Raw genomic sequence first — 16,262 nt, forward strand, 5'->3', positions numbered from 1 at the left:
GTCGCGCGAGATCGGCGACCCGAACAGCGATTGTAGACAGTGCGCTCTCACCGCACGGTGGGAACGACGGAAGGAACACACAGCATGGCGTTGCGCGTCGGGGTCATCGGTGGAGGACAGCTGGCACGGATGATGGTGCCGGCGGCGGTCGAGCTCGGGCTCGACATCCGGGTGCTGGCGGAGGGTCCGGGCATGTCGGCCGCGATCGCCGCCACCGCCGAGGGCGACTACCACGACGCCGCGACCGTCCTGGCGTTCGCCCGCGAGGTGGACGTCGTCACGTTCGACCACGAGCACGTGCCGCAGGACGTCCTCCGTGCGCTCGTCGACGCCGGCGTCGCGGTGCACCCCGGCCCGGACGCCCTCGCCGTCGCGCAGGACAAGATCACGATGCGCACCCGCCTGACCGAGCTCGGCATGCCGGTGCCCGACTGGGCCGCCGTGCAGGACCCCGACGCGCTGCAAGCGTTCCTCGACGACCACGGCGGCCGTGCCGTCGTGAAGACCGCCCGCGGCGGCTACGACGGCAAGGGCGTCCGGGTCGTCTCCGACCCCGCGGACGTCGCCGACTGGTTCACCGCCGTCGCCGAGGCCGCCGGCGACCAGGCGCTCCTCGTCGAGGAACTCGTCCCCTTCACCCGCGAACTCGCGCAGTCCGTCGCGCGCCGTCCCTCCGGCGAGGTCGTCGCGTGGCCGCTCGTCGAGACCGTGCAGCGCGACGGGGTCTGCGCCGAGGTGTTCGCCCCGGCGCCGGACAGCGCGGGCCGGCTGGCCGACGCCGCCGAGGACCTCGCCGTCCGCATCGCGACCGAGCTCGGCGTGACCGGGGTGCTCGCGGTGGAGCTCTTCCAGACCGACGACGAGCGCATCCTCGTCAACGAGCTCGCGATGCGCCCGCACAACACCGGCCACTGGACCATCGACGGTGCGACCACGAGCCAGTTCGAGCAGCACCTCCGTGCCGTCCTCGACCTGCCGCTCGGCGCGACCGGCATGCACGCCCCCGCAGCCGTGATGGTCAACGTGCTCGGCGGTCCTGCCGACGGCGACCTGGCCGCCCGGTACCCCGACGCGCTCGAGGCGTTCCCCGAGGCGAAGTACCACTTCTACGGCAAGGCCCCCCGACCGGGCCGGAAGGTCGGCCACGTCACCGTGATCGGTGACGACGTCGACGACGTCACCTACCGGGCACGGTCCGCCGCGGCGCACTTCGACGACTGACGCGCGGTCCCGGCGCGGCCGGTGACGGACCTGGAGGCGCGTGGCGGGCCCGCCACGCGCCTCCAGGTCCGTCCTGCTGCTGGTCCGCCGAAGCGGGGACACCCGGTCGGGTGGCACCCGATCTGGCGTGTGTACTGCTCCGGTGCCCACGTGCTCCCATGGACGGGTCAGGGGACCGTCACCACCAGGGAGCACCACATGCGCCGCGCGCCGCGCCGCACCACGACCACCACCGTCATCACCGCCGCCGGCGCGCTCGTCGCGCTCGCCGCGGGCGCGCTCGTCCCGACCTCCGCGTCCGCGGCGACGAGCGCCACGGCGCTCCGCGCCGCCACGTCGGCCAGCCTCTACGGCGCCGGGCCGTACCGTTCCGACACGAGCGAGGCGGCGAAGCAGGCCACCGCGCTCGCGACCAGCGACCCGGCGGGCGCCACCGCCGCGAAGACCATCGCGCAGTACCCGGTCGCCACCTGGCTCGGCGACTGGACGCAGGGCGCGACCCTCACCAGGACGATCGACGCCGCCGTCGCCGGGGCCGACCGCGCCGGTACGACCGCCGTGTTCGTGACGTACGCCATCCCGCAGCGCGACTGCGGCGGCTACTCCGCCGGCGGGTTCGACGAGACCACCTACGACGCCTGGGTCGACCAGGTCGTCACCCGCCTCGCCGGACACCGGGCGGCGGTCATCGTCGAGCCGGACTCCCTCGCGATGCTCAGCAACGCTGCCTGCAGCGAGACGCTCGACGAGCAGCGCTACCGGATCCTCTCCCGCGAGGTGAGCGCCCTCACCGCCGCGGGCATCCCGGCGTACCTCGACGCGGGCAACTCGAACTGGGTGCAGCCCGCGCTGATGGCCTCGAGGCTGAACAGTGCCGGCGTGCAGAACGCTCGCGGCTTCTTCACGAACGTCGCGAACTACTACCCGACCGTCCAGGAGCAGGCGTACGCCGAGAAGGTGTCCGCCGCGACGGGCGGCTCCCACTACGTCATCGACACCTCACGGAACGGACAGGGCTGGCGCGGCACCTGGTGCAACGGCCCAGGGTCGGGCCTCGGCACCTCGCCGCGCGTCGTCTCCGACGGCACCCGGCTCGACGCCCTGCTGTGGGTGAAGACCCCCGGCGCGAGCGACGGCACGTGCGGCGGCGGTCCGGCGGCGGGCAAGTGGTGGTCGGCGTTCGCGCAGGCGCTGGTGGCGAACGCGAAGCTGGGGACACCGGTGGCGTCTGCCGCGCCGACGGCGTCCGCCTCGGCGACGCCGAAGCCCACGGTCTCGGCGACACCGAAGCCGACGGTGTCGGCGACGCCGAAGCCCACGGTCTCGGCGACGCCGAAGCCCACGGTCTCGGCTGCCCCGGCGGCGCCGGTCAAGAAGGGCCCGTCCGTCGCGCCCGTCGCGCACCGCGAACTCGCGGCCTCCGGGTCGAAGGGCCGAGTGACCGTCCGTGGATGGGCGTTCGACCGTGACGACGTCGCGAAGCCCGTCACGGTTCGAGTCTCCGTGGGGAGCACCCTCGTCGGCAGCACCTCCGCTGCCGGGCGACGAGCGGACGTCGACCGTGTCCACCACGTCGGCGCGAACCACGGGTTCGCCGTGACGGTCTCGGCCCCGAGCGGTCGCCGGAGCATCTGCCTGACGGCCGTGGGCATCGGCGGCGGGGGCAACACCTCGATGGGTTGCACGACGGTGACGGTGCGCTGAACCCTGCGAGGATGGCAGCATGCCGCGTGATCTCCTCCGTCGTGCCGTCGGCCGCGTCCGCCGGGCCGTGACCAGGACGGCCCCCGCGACCTCGGCACCCGAGCCGCTTCCCGTGCTCGGCTACGTCGTCGCGGGCGGCGGGGGCGCACACCCGGCGTCCGCCCACGTGCGCGTCGTCCGGCGCGTCGAACACCTGGCCCGCACCGGCACGGCCGAGGTCCGCGAGGTCGACCCCGAGGCGTTCGTCGCCGGCGCCGACGACACGCCGTACGCGGCCCTCCTCGTGCAGCGGGACATCCTGCCGAGGGACCTCGTGGCCCCGTTCCTCGCAGCCGCCTCGTCCCGCGGCGTCCGGGTCGCCGCCGAGGTGGACGACGACTTCTTCACCGACTCCGGGCGCGAGCGGCTCGCCCGCGCCGAGTACGACCCGGACCGGCTCGCCTCGATCGACGCCCTGGTGCGCGGGGCGGACCTCGTCATCGTGAGCACGGACGAGCTCGCCGAGGTCGTGCGCCCGATCGCCCGACGCGTCGTCGTGGTCCGGAACGCCCTCGACCCGACCATCTGGACACCCGGGGAGCCGGTGGTCGACCCGGACCTCCCGACGGACGAGCACCGTGTGCTCTACATGGGGACGCTCACGCACGGGGACGACCTCGCCCTGCTCCGGGACGTCTTCACGGACCTCACCACCGCGGACGGCACACCGATCCGGCTCGAGGTCATCGGCGTCACCGACGAGCCGGAGGAACCCGCCTGGTACCGCCGCGTCGAGGTGCCGGACGGCCACTACCCGGCGTTCGCCCGGTGGCTCGTCGACCACCGGCAGCGGTGGCGCGCGGGAGTCGCCCCGCTGCGCGACGAGGAGTTCAACCGGGCGAAGAGCGACCTCAAGGCGATCGAGTACACGATGCTCGGGCTCCCCGCCGTCGTGTCCGACCGACCGTCGTACCGGGCCGCGCGGGACCACGGCGTGCTCGCGGTCCCCGACGACGCCTCGGCCTGGCGGGACGCCGTGCGCCTCGCGGTGGAGGCCGGGCGGGCCGACCCCGGCGCGGCCCGGTGGGTGCGCGACGAGCGGGTGATCGGCGACGACGGTGACACCTGGCGCGCCGTGCTGCTCGGCTAGGCTCGTCGCGTGACCGACACCGCAGCCCCCGTCCAGCCGCTCGTCTCGATCATCATGGGGTCCGACTCCGACTGGCCGACGATGCGCCCCGCGGCGGAGATGCTCACCGAGCTCGGCATCCCCTTCGAGGCGGACGTCGTCTCGGCGCACCGCACCCCGGACAAGATGACCCGCTTCGCCCGCGGCGCCGCGGCCCGGGGCATCCGCGTCGTCATCGCGGGTGCCGGTGGCGCCGCACACCTGCCCGGCATGGTCGCGTCGATGACCACCCTGCCCGTGATCGGCGTCCCGGTGCAGCTCGCCCGCCTCGACGGCCTCGACTCACTGCTCTCGATCGTGCAGATGCCCGCGGGCATCCCGGTGGCGACGATGGCGATCAACGGCGCCGCGAACGCCGGGCTCCTCGCCGCGCGCATCATCGGGTCCTCCGACCCCGCCGTCGCCGCCCGCCTGGCCGAGTACGCCGACGGCCTCGAGCAGCTCGTCGAGGAGAAGGCGCAGCGCCTCCGCGACTCGCTCTGACCGCGGCGCCGACCGCTCAGAGGTCGGCGTGCAGCTGCCAGGTCTCGGCGGCCGAGTCCTTCCAGTCGAACATCCGCGCCCGGTCCGGTCCGGCGACCGCGAGCTGGCCGGCGAGCAGCGGGTCGTTGACGACCTGGTACACGGCCTGCGCGAGTCGCTCCGGGTAGGAGTCGCGCGGGTCGCGGGCGACCGTGACCCCGGCGTCGGACGCGACCTCGCGCACGGCGTCGTCGTCGGAGTGGATGACCGGCGTGCCGAAGCTCATCGCCTCGATCACCGGCAGACCGAAGCCCTCGGCGAGGCTCGGGAAGACGAACACCGTCGCCCGACCGTAGGCCACCGCGAGGTCGGCGTCGTCGATGCGTCCGAGCACCTTCACCCGGTCGCGGGCGAGTCCGGCCCGCTCGGCGGTGCCGTACACGTCGACGTCGCCCCAGCCGTCCGGGCCGGCGATGACGAGGGGGATGTCGGCGGGGGCGTCCGGGTGGGCCATCGCCTCGATGAGGTACCCGAGCCCCTTCCGGGGTTCGAGCGTCCCCACGGCGAGGACGTAGCGCTCCGGCAGACCCAGGCGCTCGGCGCGGAGGTCGGCGTCGACGGGGGTGCGGAGCCGGCCACTCGGTGCGCCGCCGATGACCCGCAGGCGGTCGTCGAAGCGGTGGATCTCGTTGAGGGCACCGGCGACCGCGTGGGTGGGCACCACGACGGCGTCGGCGTGCTTCCACGCGCGCTTGATCATCGCGCGGTGGAACTGCACGCCACGCGGCGTCAGGGTCTCCGGATGCGTCCACGGGACGGTGTCGTGCACCGTGACGACCGTCTGCCGGCCCGGATCGCTGAACCGGTCGTGCTTGACGAGCGGCGCGAGGACGCTCGGGGAGTGCACCATGCCGCGACCGACGCTGCCGACGAAGCCGCCCTGCCACGCGAGCGAGAGCTCACGGCGCGGGAGTGCGAGGCGGTCGAGGTCGGACAGCCCGGGCAGGAGCGTCCGGATGTGCGCGAGCTCGTCCTTGCCGACGGCGGAGACGATGCCGGCGACGTCGCAGCCCGCCGGGGCGTTCTCGATCAGGTGCCGCGTGAGTTCCTCCGCGTAGCGACCGATGCCACCGGGCACGGGGGCGACGACCTGGTCGACGACGACGTGGAGTGTTGTCATGCGGTGCGCCTCCTCGTGGTGCTCCCGTGCGCACGGCTCGGTCGGAAGCCGACCATATCAGTCCGCACGGGGAGGAACCGGGGCAGCCACGCTCGGCGTCGCGGCGGCCGTGACCCGCCGGTGACGAGCGGCCAGGACGGCTCCGACGCCGGCGAGGACGACGTCACCGATGGTCATGAACACCCGGCTGATGACCGCCAGGGCGAGGGGTGCGGACCCACCCGCGACGCTGCCGAGCAGGAGCACGAGGATGCCCTCGCGCGGGCCGATGCCCGCCGGCGCGATGATCACCAGGAACCCGACGAGCCATGCCACCGCGTAGGCGCCGACGGCCACCGGGAAGAGTGCGGGGGAGTCGGCGCCGAACGCCCGGAGGACCACGGAGGCCTGCACGCCGTACGCGATCCACATCACGAGGGACCAGACGAGGGACATCACCGTGCCGGACCAGGTCAGGGTGGTGTCCTGCGGCGGGCGACGGAGCAGCCGGAAGGCGATGGCGATGAGGCGCCCGAGGACGGGCGGCGTGAGGCACACGAGCCCGACCACGATCACCGGGATGAGCCACCAGAAGGTCGCGAAGCCGGTCGACGAACCGAGCAGCACGGCGACGATGCCGACCAGCGCGGCGGTGACCATGCTCACGAGCATCGACGCGAGGGCCGCGACGGCGCTGCCGGTGCGCTGGAGTCCGTGTGCGCGCCCGAGCTCGGCCTGGGCGGCGATCGACCAGACACCGCCGGGGATGTACTTGCCGAGCTGGCCGACGAAGAAGATCGAGGACGCGGCGGCCAGGCGGACGCGGTACCCGCTCGCGGCCATCATCGCCCGCCAGGACAGCATGTTCGCGACGAGGGCGACGATCGTGAACACGATGCCGACGACGACCGTCACGGCGTCGAGTCGGACGAAGTCGCGGGAGATGTCACCCCACTGCTTCGCGATGCTCCAGACCAGGAACGCGACCGCGACGACGGCCGCGACCCACTTCACCGCGGTGAGCACGCGGGCGCGCCGTCCCGTGGTCGGGACGGCTCCCGTCGCGGCGTCCGTGGAGGTGTCGAGCGGGTCCGGGGACCCGGCGGCCGACCCCGTAGGCTGTTGTGCGTCCATCGACCGACAACTCTAAGGGAGCGCGCTGGATGCGACCCGATGCGGACCCTCGTCCCACCCTGCTCGTCGCCGCGTCGACGTTCCCGGCCGAGCCCGGTGACGGCACCCCCGGCTTCGTGCTCGACCTCGCGACCGCCCTCTCCGACGAGTACCGCGTTGTGGTCGTGGCCCCGATGACGAAGGGTGCTCGCGCACACCAGCGCATCGGCGACGTCGAGGTCCGCCGCTACGGGTACTTCCCGGCGCGCTGGCGGGACCTCGCCGACGGTGCCATCGTGGACAACCTCAAGGCGAAGAAGTCGCGCTGGCTGCAGGTGCCGTTCTTCTTCGTGTCGATGGCCGCCGCGCTCCGCCGCGAACGCCGCCGCTCGCAGCCCGACGTTGCGCTCCTGCACTGGATCATCCCGCAGGGAGCCGTCGGACAGCTCGTCCTCGGCGACCTGCCGCGCGTCGTGACGACGCTGGGGGGCGACCTGTACGCACTGCGCAACCCGCTCCTCCAGGCCGTGAAGCGATCCGTGATCCGGAGCGCCGCCTCGGTGACCTGCATGAGCACGGACATGGCGCGGGAACTCGGCAAGCTGGGGGCCCGCGACGAGCAGGTGCACGTCGTGCCGATGGGTGTCGACCTCGACCCGATCACCCGCGCCGTCGCCCGCGAGACGCGCGTGCCCGGCCGGGTGCTCTTCGTCGGGCGCCTCGTCGAGAAGAAGGGCGCGACCGTCCTCCTCGACGCGCTCGACCGCATGACCACCGCGCCCGGCGAGGTCGCCGTCGTCGGTGACGGTCCGCTCCGCGCGCAGCTCGAGGCGCGCGCCGGGTCGGCCGTGACGTTCCTCGGGGCGCGTGGGAAAGAGGACCTGGCAGCCGAGTACGCGAAGGCGTCCATCGCGCTGTACCCGTCCGTACCGGCCGCGAACGGTGACCGCGACGGCCTGCCCGTCGCCCTCCTCGAGGCGATGTCCGCGGGCTGCGCCATCGTCGCCTCGGCGGTGCCCGGCATCGTCGACGTCATCGAGGACGGCGTGAACGGGTTGCTCGTCGAGCCCGGGGACGCCGACGCCCTCGCCGCCGCCGTCGACCGCCTGCTCGCGGACCCAGCACTGGCGTCGCGACTGGGCTCGGCGGCTGCGCAGACCGCCGCCGCGCACACCGTCGACGCCGTCGGCGACCGGTACCGCGAGCTGCTGGCGGCCGCGCGGGCCTGAGCGGACCGTCGAGTCGTGCTCGCCGGACTGAACCGTCGAGTCGTGTTCGCCTGAGCGAACCGTCGAGTCGTGCTCGCCCGACAGGACCGGTCAGACCCGGGCGGCGGTCCCGCCCGACGACAGCCGCTTCGCGATGGCCTTCGCCAGCCGGTGCGCCGGGAGTTCGACGAAACGCGAGAACACGAACGCCGCGCCGATCGCGATCGGGATCGTCGCGACCACGGTCCACCACGGCGACCACGTCACCGGCAGCAGGTTCGCCAGGGACACGGCGATCGGCTCGTGCACCAGGTACAGGCTGAACGAGATCCGCCCGAGTTCGCGGGGGACCGGGCCGAGCAGGAAGCGCTCCGCGGGGAGCCACTTGCCGGCGAGCAGCACGATCGTGAACGCCGCCGCCAGGATCACCACCTGCTCGACGACGGGGTGCGAGAACGGCGGCGGGAACCACGCCGGGCTCGAGATGCCGAGCAGGCTCGCCACGAGGAGCCCCCAGCCGAGACCGGTCGGGACGGCGCGGATGCGCTCCCAGCCCGCCGCCAGGGCCGACCCGATGAGGAACATCGGCAGGTAGATGAGCCACTGCAGGTGCAGGTACTCGCCGGCGGCCGACAGCAGGACGCCGGCGATGGCGGTGAGCCACCACCGCTGCATCGTGACCGCGGCGATGGAGACGAACAGCGGCACGAGCAGGGAGAAGAGGACCTCCCACGTCAGCGACCACAGCGGGCTGTTGAGCAGCGTCGGGGAGACGAGCGTGAAGTCGTCGAACAGGCTGCGGAGGGACAGCGTCTGCGCGTGTGCGTTCACCCACAGCGCCTGGTGCGGGTCCGAGGTGCGCGGAACGAGCAGGTACAGGACCAGCGCGATGAGGAGCGACGCGACGACGGGCATGTACAGCCGCACCGCGCGGCTCGGGAAGAAGGCCACCCAGTCCTGCGTGCGCCGGAGTGCCGGGAGCGTCAGCACGAAGCCGCTCAGCACGAAGAAGACGAAGACCGCCTCACGCCCGGCCCAGATGACGTGCAAGGGCGAGTTCGTCAGCCAGAGCAGCGAGTCCGGGACGGCGAGCCCGTAGTTCGACTTCGACAACGGTGGCACCGTGAGGAAGGCATGGTGGACGAGGACGACCGCTGCCGCGATCCCACGGAGACCGTCGAGCGAGCCGATCCTGCCCGCAGGGCGATCGCGCATGGGGAGATCGTACCCGCCCGAGGAGCCGTTCCCGTCCGGTCGGCCCTGCGGACGACGACGGCCAGGTTCCTGTTGCGCTCAGCGGCGGTCGCGGCCCAGCGCCTCGACCGTGCGCCGGACACCCTCGGCGAAGTCGGTGAACGTCCGGTCGTCGACCTCGGCGAGCACCCGCGACGCGAACCGCAGATCGAGCCCCTGGAAGGTGGCGGACGGGTCGGCGCCGTCGCGGACGTCGAGGGACTCGCCGAACGCCTGCTCGACCGTCGCGATCACCTCGGCGATCGTCGCGCTCTGCCCGGACGCGAAGATCTTCGTCACCGCGGTGCCCGCCGGCTCCTCGTCGACGAGGTCGAGGGCGTCGAGGACCATCGACGCCGCGTCCTCGATGTAGAGGTAGTCGCGGGTGGTCTCGGTGGGGACGTAGATCGAGGACGGACGCCCCTCGAGGTGCGCCAGGGCGAGCTGTGACACGAGCCCCTGGGCCTTGCCGAGGTTCGCGCCCGGGCCGTAGAGGTTCGAGAACCTGCCGACGAGCAGTCTGGTGCTGGTCGTCGTCGCCCAGTCACGGAAGCGTGCCTCGGCCGCGAGCTTCGCCCGACCGTACGGGGCGAGGGGGTGCGGGTCGGTGCCCTCGTCGAACGGGGCGTCGGCGCTGCCGGCGTACACCGCGCCCGCCGACGACGCGAAGAAGAGCGTGCCCGGGGCCGCCGCGTCGTCGGCAACGGTCTCGAGGACGCGGCCGATCAGGCGCTGCTCGGCCTCGAAGACCTCGGCGCCGGTGGCGACGACACCCGTCCCGGCGGACCAGACGATCCGCCAGGGCGCGTCGGGGGTGCGGACGGTCCGGATCGCGTCGACCAGGGCGGTGACGGCGGCGTCCTCGTCGGCCCAGGGGACCGATGCGGAGCGGACGACATCGGAACCGGCCGCCGTCGCGCGCGGTCGCTCCGCCGACGCTCGTCGCACCGCACGGCCGAGGAACCCCCCGGCCCCGACGACGAGCGTGCGGACAGCCGGATCGCTCACGCGGTGAAGACCCCGGCGGCCGTCGCCGCGTGCAGCGCCGTCCGCCAGTCGCGCATCGGCGCGAGGCCGGCCCGCGACCACGCGTCGTGTCCGAGGACGCTGTACGCCGGGCGCGGGGCCGGGCGTACGAACGACGCGCTGTCGGTCGGCAGCACCCGTTCCGGGTCGAGCCCGTTCTCGGCGAAGATCGCCTTCGTGAAGTCGTACCAGGACCCCTGGCCCGAGTTCGTGCCGTGGTAGATGCCCGCCGGTGCGTCCGCGTCGACGAGCTCCACGATCCGTGCGGCGAGGTCGCCGGTCCACGTCGGCTGGCCGACCTGGTCGGTGACGACCTTGACCGTGTCGTGGGACGCCGCGAGCCGGAGCATCGTCGCGGCGAAGTTCGGCCCGTGCGCGCCGTAGATCCAGGCGGTGCGGACGATGTAGGACGAGTCCGGTGCGATCCGGCGGACGTGCGCCTCACCCTCGGCCTTGGTGCGGCCGTAGGCGTTCAGCGGGTCCGTCGGGGCGTCCTCGGCGTAGGGCGCGGTGCCGTTGCCGTCGAACACGTAGTCCGTCGAGATCGTCACGAGCTTCGCACCGTGCCGCACCGCGGCCTCGGCGAGCAGCTTCGGCCCCGTGGCGTTCACCGCGGCGGCGTCGGCCTCGTGCGTCTCGGCGTCGTCGACCTTCGTGTACGCCGCGGAGTTGATCACGACGTCGTGCCCGGCGACGGCTGCGTCCACCGCGTCCGGGTCGGTGATGTCGAGGTCGGCGCGTCCGAGCGCGGTGACGTCACGACCCTGCAGTGCGAGCTGCAGGTCGCGACCGAGCATGCCGGCGGCGCCGGTGATGAGGGTGCGGGTCATCGTCGGGTCCGGGCTCAGGCGAGCGCCGCACGCTCCTTGAGCGGCTCCCACCAGGCACGGTTGTCGCGGTACCACTGGACGACGTCGGCGAGACCCTGCTCGAACGGCACCTTCGGCTCGTAGCCGAGCTCGGCCTGGATCTTCGAGATGTCGACCGAGTAGCGGAGGTCGTGGCCGAGCCGGTCGGCGACGCGGTCGACGTACGACCAGTCCTTGCCGGTGGCGTCGAGGAGCAGCTGGGTGAGCTCCTTGTTCGTGAGCTCGGTGCCACCGCCGATGTTGTAGATCTCGCCCGCGCGGCCCTTGGTGAGCACGAGCGCGATGCCACGGGTGTGGTCGTCGACGTGCAGCCAGTCGCGGATGTTGTTGCCCTCGCCGTACAGCGGGACGTGCTTGTCGTCGATGAGGTTCGTGACGAACAGCGGGATGACCTTTTCGGGGAAGTGGTACGGCCCGTAGTTGTTCGAGCAGCGCGTGATCGAGAGGTTCAGGCCGTGCGTGCGGTGGTAGCTCCGCGCGAGGAGGTCGCTGCCGGCCTTCGACGCCGAGTACGGCGAGTTCGGCTCGAGCGGGCGCTCCTCGTCCCACGAGCCCTCGCTGATGGAGCCGTAGACCTCGTCGGTGGAGACTTGGACGAAGCGCTCGGTGCCGTGGCGGAGCGCAGCGTCGAGCAGACGCTGGGTGCCGACGACGTTCGTCTCGACGAAGATGCCGGAGTCGCGGACCGAGCGGTCGACGTGGGACTCGGCGGCGAAGTGCACGATCGCGTCGATGCCGGGGATGACCTCGTCGAGCTTCGCGGCGTCGCGGATGTCGCCCTGCACGAACGTGTAGCGCGGCGAGTCGGCGACCGGCGCCAGGTTCTCGAGGTTGCCCGAGTAGGTCAGGGCGTCGTAGACGACGATCTCGGCGCCCTCGAGCCCGGGGTACGCGTCCTGCAGGGTGCGGCGGACGAAGTTCGAGCCGATGAAGCCGGCTCCGCCGGTGACGAGGATCTTCACGTGGTCTGGTTCCTTTGGGTTGCCGTTGGCGTTGGATCGATCTGCGATTGTAGCGGGCCGGGGGCGGCCGTCGTCTGGCGTCGGATCTCGAACGCCGCCCACACCACGGAGACGACCGCGAGCGCTGCCAGTGCGCCGAAGCCGAGCTGGCCGGCGGCGGAGAGGTTCACGAGGCGGCCGAGGCCGTCCGTGGTGACCTGCAGGTGGGTGTTCTCGTAGAAGCCGCGGTACGCGACGGAGAACCCGTACGCGCCGATGAGCGGGAACGCCCACAGGGCGATGCGTCCGAAGCGCACCCGGTCCTCGAACCGCGGCATCAGGTTCCGCCAGCCGATCGCGCTGAGCACGAGCAGCGGGATGATCGCCATGAACAGGTAGCGGCCCTGCGCACCGGCGATGAGCTGAGTGCTGTTGTACGCCGCGAAGTTGTTCTGCAGTTGGCTGATCAGCGTCAGCCCGGGGAGGATCGTCATCACGATCGCGACGTCGCGCACGGGGGAGCGGCGGAACGCCCAGCCCACGATCACGGCGAGGGCGATCACGGTGAGCGAGTCGGTGAGGATCTGCGTCATCGGGTACCGGAGCGCGCCGAACTGTCCCCAGAAGGACGCCGACAGCCGGTCCCACTCCACGTTGAAGAAGTCGCCGAAGTTGGCGCTCTGCTCACGCCCCCACGGCTTCTCGTCGCGGACGCCGCTCACGCCGTCGGGCTGCAGCGCGTGGAAGACGACCAGGTTGCGGATCCACCACCAGGACCCGAGCACGGCGACGACCGCTCCCGCGACGGCGGTGCGGGCGATCCGCCGACCCCAGGAGAGTCGCCCGTGGCCGGCGACGAGCAGGGCGACCGCGACGAACGGCACCGCGGGCAGAGCGGTCCCCTTGATCGAACAGGCGACCGCGAGCGCGACGCCCGTCCAGACCACGGTGCGCCATCGGTCGTCGCCGGTCAGGGCGCGGACGAGCAGCCACGCGATGACGCCACCGAGCGCGATGATCGGTGCGTCGTTCGTGACCGAGGACCCGATCTGGAAGAGCTGCGGGACGGCGAAGAGCGCCAGTCCGCCGACCAGCGCGGTCCGTGGGGAACCGGTGACCCGTCGGATCGTCGCCCAGGTGAGGAACGGGAGCGGCAGGAGCATGACGACGTCCATCAGGCGGAGCGCCATCACACCGATGTCCCACCGGAGGTGGAAGAACCCGATGGCCTTCAGCACGCCAGCGCCGACGGCGTAGTACGTCGGCGGGTGCTGGGTCATCTGGTTGACGAAGTCGTGGTGGCCCGGGTTCGTCGCGATGAGCGACGCCACCGTCTCGCGGTTCGGTGCCGCGACGGTGGTGATCTGCTGCTGCTCGGCGTAGGTGACGGCGAGGAGGTCCATGTCGCCCGGGTCCGGCCAGCCGTAGCCGAGCGCCAGCTGTTCGGCGGCGTCGTAGTGCGCGGCTTCGTCCGGCGCCGAGAACATGGGCGTCAGGAACGCCCACAGCGTCAGGACCAGCGCGAACGCCGCGGTGAGCGCGATGACGGCGCGTCGTTCCCCCCGGGTCACCGGCGGAGCGCCGATGGTCTCAGTCGCCATAGCGCTGGAGCTTCTGCAGGTCGAGCTGTTCCTCGGCGAGCGTGCGGTTCAGGCGAGTGAGGTCCGCCACCACACCGATCACGATCGCGAGGACGGCCGTGATCAGCAGCACCACCCCCAGGATGATCGACTGCAGGTGGTTGCCGCCGGTGTGCATCGCGAGGAGCACCAGGTAGCGGACGAGCGGCCACAGTCCGAGCACACCGAGGACGGCGGCGACCCAGAGGAACAGCGCCATCGGGCGGTACATCAGGTAGACGCGGGCGATCGCCGAGCCGGACTGGAACATGTGCTGCCAGATGTTCTTGAACAGCCGGGACTCACGGGTCTTCGGGTTCGTCGTGATCGGGATCGACGCGATCGCCAGGCGCTTGTAGCCCGCCTGCACGATCGTCTCCATGCAGTAGCTGAAGCGCGTCACGATGTTCAGCCGGATGAGCGAGTACTTCGAGTAGGCACGGAACCCGCTGGCGGCGTCGGGCAGGTCGAGCCCAGCGGCTCGGGACGCGACCCACGAGCCGAAGCGCTGCATGAGCTTCTTGAACCCGGAGAAGTGCTCGATCGTCCGGGTCTGCCGGTCGCCGATGACGATCTCGGCCTCCTTGCGGAGGATCGGCTGGACGAGGTCGGCGATCTGCGCCTGCGGGTACTGGTTGTCACCGTCCGTGTTCACGACGATGTCGGCACCGTGCAGCAGCGCGTAGTCGACGCCGTCACGGAACGAGCGGGCGAGACCCATGTTCGTGGTGTGGTGCACGAAGTGCTTCACACCGTGCTCCTTGGCGACCTCGACCGTTCGGTCGGTGCTGCCGTCGTTGATGACCAGGATCTCGATCTCGTCGATGCCGTCGATCTCACGCGGGATCGAGTCGATGACGCTGGCGAGGGTGTTCTCCTCGTTGAGGCAGGGGATCTGGACGAATAGCTTCACGGGTCGCGGTGTCTCGTTTCAGGGAGTCGGCAACGTGCTCGAAACCAGGACAGCCTATGCGACGCGCGTGTCCTGGGAGCGCGACGCCGCCGTTCGGCCCCCGATGTGTGGTGTACCAGAGCCCTTGCTAGGCTGCTCCGGTGCAGATCCGCGAACTGAAGATCCCCGGCGCGTGGGAGTTCACGCCCGTCCAGCACGGCGACGCACGAGGAGCATTCCTCGAGGCGTACCGGGCCGACGTCCTCGAGGACACCGTCGGTCACCCGCTCGACCTCCGCCAGGTGAACATGTCGATCTCGGCGGCCGGCGTCGCCCGGGGCATCCACTACGCCCTCGTGCCGCCGAGCCAGGCCAAGTACGTCACCGCCGTCCGCGGTGCGTTCATCGACTACATCATCGACATCCGCGTCGGCTCGCCGACGTTCGGGCAGTGGGACTCGGTCCGCATCGACGACGTCGACCGCCGGGCCGTCTACCTGTCCGAGGGCCTCGGTCACGCGATCGTCGCGCTCGAGGACCAGTCGACCGTGAACTACCTGGTCAGCGCGCACTACGACCCCCAGCGCGAGAAGGGGATCAGCATCCTCGACCCGACCGTCGGCCTGACGCTGCCGGACGGCATCGGCGAGCCGGTCCTCTCCGAGAAGGACACCACCGCGCCGACGCTCGAGCAGGCCGCCGAGCAGGGGCTGCTGCCGACGTACGAGGAGTGCGTCGCGTACACCGAGTCCCTCCGCACGAAGAAGTAAGGGAAGACCGATGAAGGGCATCATCCTCGCCGGCGGTTCCGGCACGCGCCTCTGGCCGATCACCAAGGGCATCAGCAAGCAGCTGATGCCGATCTACGACAAGCCGATGGTCTACTACCCCCTGTCGACGCTGATGATGGCGGGCATCCGCGAGGTCCTCATCATCACGACCCCGGAGTACAACGACCAGTTCCGCGCGCTCCTCGGCGACGGCTCGGCCCTCGGCATGGACATCCAGTACGCCGTGCAGCCGAGCCCGGACGGCCTCGCGCAGGCGTTCGTCATCGGCGAGGACTTCATCGGCGACGACAGCGTCGCGCTGGTCCTCGGCGACAACATCTTCCACGGCACGGGCCTCGGCACGAACCTCCGGAAGAACACCGAGGTCGAGGGTGCGACGATCTTCGCGTACCACGTTGCCGACCCGAAGGCGTACGGCGTGGTGGAGTTCGACGACGACTTCACCGCGGTCTCCATCGAGGAGAAGCCGGCGGAGCCGAAGTCGAACTACGCCGTCCCCGGTCTGTACTTCTACGACAACAAGGTCATCGAGATCGCGAAGACGATCGAGCCGAGCGCCCGCGGCGAACTCGAGATCTCAACGGTCAACGAGCGCTACCTCGAGGCGGGGGAGCTCGGCGTGCAGGTCCTCGACCGCGGCACGGCCTGGCTCGACACCGGTACGTTCGAGTCGATGATGCAGGCGTCCGAGTACGTGAAGGTCATCGAGGACCGTCAGGGCTTCAAGATCGGCTGCATCGAGGAGATCGCCTGGCGCAACGGGTGGATCGACGACGCGCAGCTCGCCGACCTCGCCGCGCCGCTCGTCAAGGGCGGCTACGGCGTCTACCTCCAGCGGCTCCTCTCCGCCTAGCCA

15 protein-coding genes are annotated in these 16,262 nt (G+C 71.6%); 7 read left to right on the forward strand and 8 right to left on the reverse strand.

From position 1 onward, the window contains the following. Positions 1 to 84 precede the first annotated feature (84 nt). The 4 genes from BLT36_RS12745 to purE all read left to right on the forward strand — a co-directional run bounded on the left by BLT36_RS12745 (position 85) and on the right by purE (position 4,576). On the forward strand, positions 85 to 1,221 hold the full coding sequence (locus BLT36_RS12745; RefSeq protein WP_092095599.1) for a 5-(carboxyamino)imidazole ribonucleotide synthase: 1,137 nt from the start codon (positions 85 to 87) through the stop codon (positions 1,219 to 1,221). A 198-nt stretch (positions 1,222 to 1,419) separates the two neighbouring features. Further along, positions 1,420 to 2,925, forward strand: coding sequence for a glycoside hydrolase family 6 protein (locus BLT36_RS12750; RefSeq protein WP_092095600.1), 1,506 nt, complete (start codon positions 1,420 to 1,422; stop codon positions 2,923 to 2,925). 19 nt (positions 2,926 to 2,944) lie between these two features. After that, positions 2,945 to 4,054, forward strand: a complete 1,110-nt coding sequence (locus BLT36_RS12755; RefSeq protein WP_092095601.1) for a glycosyltransferase — start codon at positions 2,945 to 2,947, stop codon at positions 4,052 to 4,054. 9 nt (positions 4,055 to 4,063) lie between these two features. Next, positions 4,064 to 4,576 carry a 5-(carboxyamino)imidazole ribonucleotide mutase gene (purE, locus tag BLT36_RS12760; RefSeq protein ID WP_092095602.1) on the forward strand — a complete coding sequence of 171 codons (513 nt, stop codon included), beginning with the start codon at positions 4,064 to 4,066 and terminating at the stop codon, positions 4,574 to 4,576. Between the two features lie 16 nt (positions 4,577 to 4,592). On the opposite strand, the gene BLT36_RS12765 is transcribed toward purE, so the two are convergent. Both BLT36_RS12765 and BLT36_RS12770 read right to left on the reverse strand, forming a co-directional pair. Continuing rightward, on the reverse strand, positions 4,593 to 5,735 hold the full coding sequence (locus BLT36_RS12765; protein ID WP_092095603.1) for a glycosyltransferase family 4 protein: 1,143 nt from the start codon (positions 5,733 to 5,735) through the stop codon (positions 4,593 to 4,595). 57 nt (positions 5,736 to 5,792) lie between these two features. After that, positions 5,793 to 6,848 (reverse strand): lysylphosphatidylglycerol synthase transmembrane domain-containing protein, encoded by a 1,056-nt coding sequence (locus BLT36_RS12770; RefSeq protein ID WP_092095605.1) that lies wholly within the window; start codon positions 6,846 to 6,848, stop codon positions 5,793 to 5,795. Positions 6,849 to 6,877: 29 nt separating this feature from the next. Here BLT36_RS12770 and BLT36_RS12775 point away from each other — a divergent pair, with 29 nt between their 5' ends. After that, positions 6,878 to 8,056, forward strand: coding sequence for a glycosyltransferase family 4 protein (locus BLT36_RS12775; RefSeq protein ID WP_092095607.1), 1,179 nt, complete (start codon positions 6,878 to 6,880; stop codon positions 8,054 to 8,056). Between the two features lie 90 nt (positions 8,057 to 8,146). Here BLT36_RS12775 and BLT36_RS12780 read toward each other — a convergent pair whose 3' ends face one another. The 6 genes from BLT36_RS12780 to BLT36_RS12805 all read right to left on the reverse strand — a co-directional run bounded on the left by BLT36_RS12780 (position 8,147) and on the right by BLT36_RS12805 (position 14,636). Next, on the reverse strand, positions 8,147 to 9,250 hold the full coding sequence (locus BLT36_RS12780; protein WP_092095609.1) for an acyltransferase family protein: 1,104 nt from the start codon (positions 9,248 to 9,250) through the stop codon (positions 8,147 to 8,149). 78 nt (positions 9,251 to 9,328) lie between these two features. Then, complete coding sequence (locus BLT36_RS12785; protein ID WP_175529635.1) at positions 9,329 to 10,276, reverse strand: NAD-dependent epimerase/dehydratase family protein; 948 nt, start codon at positions 10,274 to 10,276, stop codon at positions 9,329 to 9,331. After that, the gene (gene rfbD / locus BLT36_RS12790; protein WP_092095612.1) at positions 10,273 to 11,124 is read right to left on the reverse strand and encodes a dTDP-4-dehydrorhamnose reductase; all 852 of its coding nucleotides are present in this window, start codon (positions 11,122 to 11,124) and stop codon (positions 10,273 to 10,275) included. The genes BLT36_RS12785 and rfbD overlap by 4 nt, the downstream gene beginning before the upstream one ends. Positions 11,125 to 11,138: 14 nt before the next feature. Then, on the reverse strand, positions 11,139 to 12,125 hold the full coding sequence (rfbB, locus tag BLT36_RS12795) for a dTDP-glucose 4,6-dehydratase (RefSeq protein WP_092095614.1): 987 nt from the start codon (positions 12,123 to 12,125) through the stop codon (positions 11,139 to 11,141). Continuing rightward, entirely contained in the window at positions 12,122 to 13,705 is a 1,584-nt protein-coding gene (locus BLT36_RS12800; protein WP_092095615.1) for a DUF2142 domain-containing protein, read from the reverse strand. Before BLT36_RS12800 ends, rfbB begins: the two co-directional genes overlap by 4 nt. Next, positions 13,695 to 14,636, reverse strand: coding sequence for a glycosyltransferase family 2 protein (locus BLT36_RS12805; protein ID WP_092095617.1), 942 nt, complete (start codon positions 14,634 to 14,636; stop codon positions 13,695 to 13,697). The genes BLT36_RS12800 and BLT36_RS12805 overlap by 11 nt, the downstream gene beginning before the upstream one ends. A gap of 140 nt (positions 14,637 to 14,776) precedes the next feature. On the opposite strand from BLT36_RS12805, the gene BLT36_RS12810 reads away from it, so the two are divergent. After that, the gene (locus tag BLT36_RS12810) at positions 14,777 to 15,385 is read left to right on the forward strand and encodes a dTDP-4-dehydrorhamnose 3,5-epimerase family protein (RefSeq protein WP_092095618.1); all 609 of its coding nucleotides are present in this window, start codon (positions 14,777 to 14,779) and stop codon (positions 15,383 to 15,385) included. 10 nt (positions 15,386 to 15,395) lie between these two features. After that, positions 15,396 to 16,259: a glucose-1-phosphate thymidylyltransferase RfbA gene (gene rfbA / locus BLT36_RS12815; RefSeq protein ID WP_092095620.1), complete on the forward strand. Its 864-nt coding sequence runs from the start codon at positions 15,396 to 15,398 to the stop codon at positions 16,257 to 16,259. Positions 16,260 to 16,262 lie beyond the last annotated feature (3 nt).

The sequence above is a fragment of the Curtobacterium sp. UNCCL20 genome (assembly GCF_900101675.1).
In the GTDB taxonomy this organism is placed as follows: domain Bacteria; phylum Actinomycetota; class Actinomycetes; order Actinomycetales; family Microbacteriaceae; genus Curtobacterium.

Coding starts and splice junctions, on each gene's coding strand:
- rfbA (WP_092095620.1), top strand. CDS start 15,396: ATGAAGGGCATCATCCTCGCCGGCGGTTCCGGCACGCGCCTCTGGCCG.
- BLT36_RS12750 (WP_092095600.1), top strand. CDS start 1,420: ATGCGCCGCGCGCCGCGCCGCACCACGACCACCACCGTCATCACCGCC.
- BLT36_RS12800 (WP_092095615.1), bottom strand. CDS start 13,705: ATGGCGACTGAGACCATCGGCGCTCCGCCGGTGACCCGGGGGGAACGA.
- BLT36_RS12745 (WP_092095599.1), top strand. CDS start 85: ATGGCGTTGCGCGTCGGGGTCATCGGTGGAGGACAGCTGGCACGGATG.
- BLT36_RS12780 (WP_092095609.1), bottom strand. CDS start 9,250: ATGCGCGATCGCCCTGCGGGCAGGATCGGCTCGCTCGACGGTCTCCGT.
- BLT36_RS12765 (WP_092095603.1), bottom strand. CDS start 5,735: ATGACAACACTCCACGTCGTCGTCGACCAGGTCGTCGCCCCCGTGCCC.
- BLT36_RS12770 (WP_092095605.1), bottom strand. CDS start 6,848: ATGGACGCACAACAGCCTACGGGGTCGGCCGCCGGGTCCCCGGACCCG.
- rfbD (WP_092095612.1), bottom strand. CDS start 11,124: ATGACCCGCACCCTCATCACCGGCGCCGCCGGCATGCTCGGTCGCGAC.
- BLT36_RS12775 (WP_092095607.1), top strand. CDS start 6,878: ATGCGACCCGATGCGGACCCTCGTCCCACCCTGCTCGTCGCCGCGTCG.
- BLT36_RS12755 (WP_092095601.1), top strand. CDS start 2,945: ATGCCGCGTGATCTCCTCCGTCGTGCCGTCGGCCGCGTCCGCCGGGCC.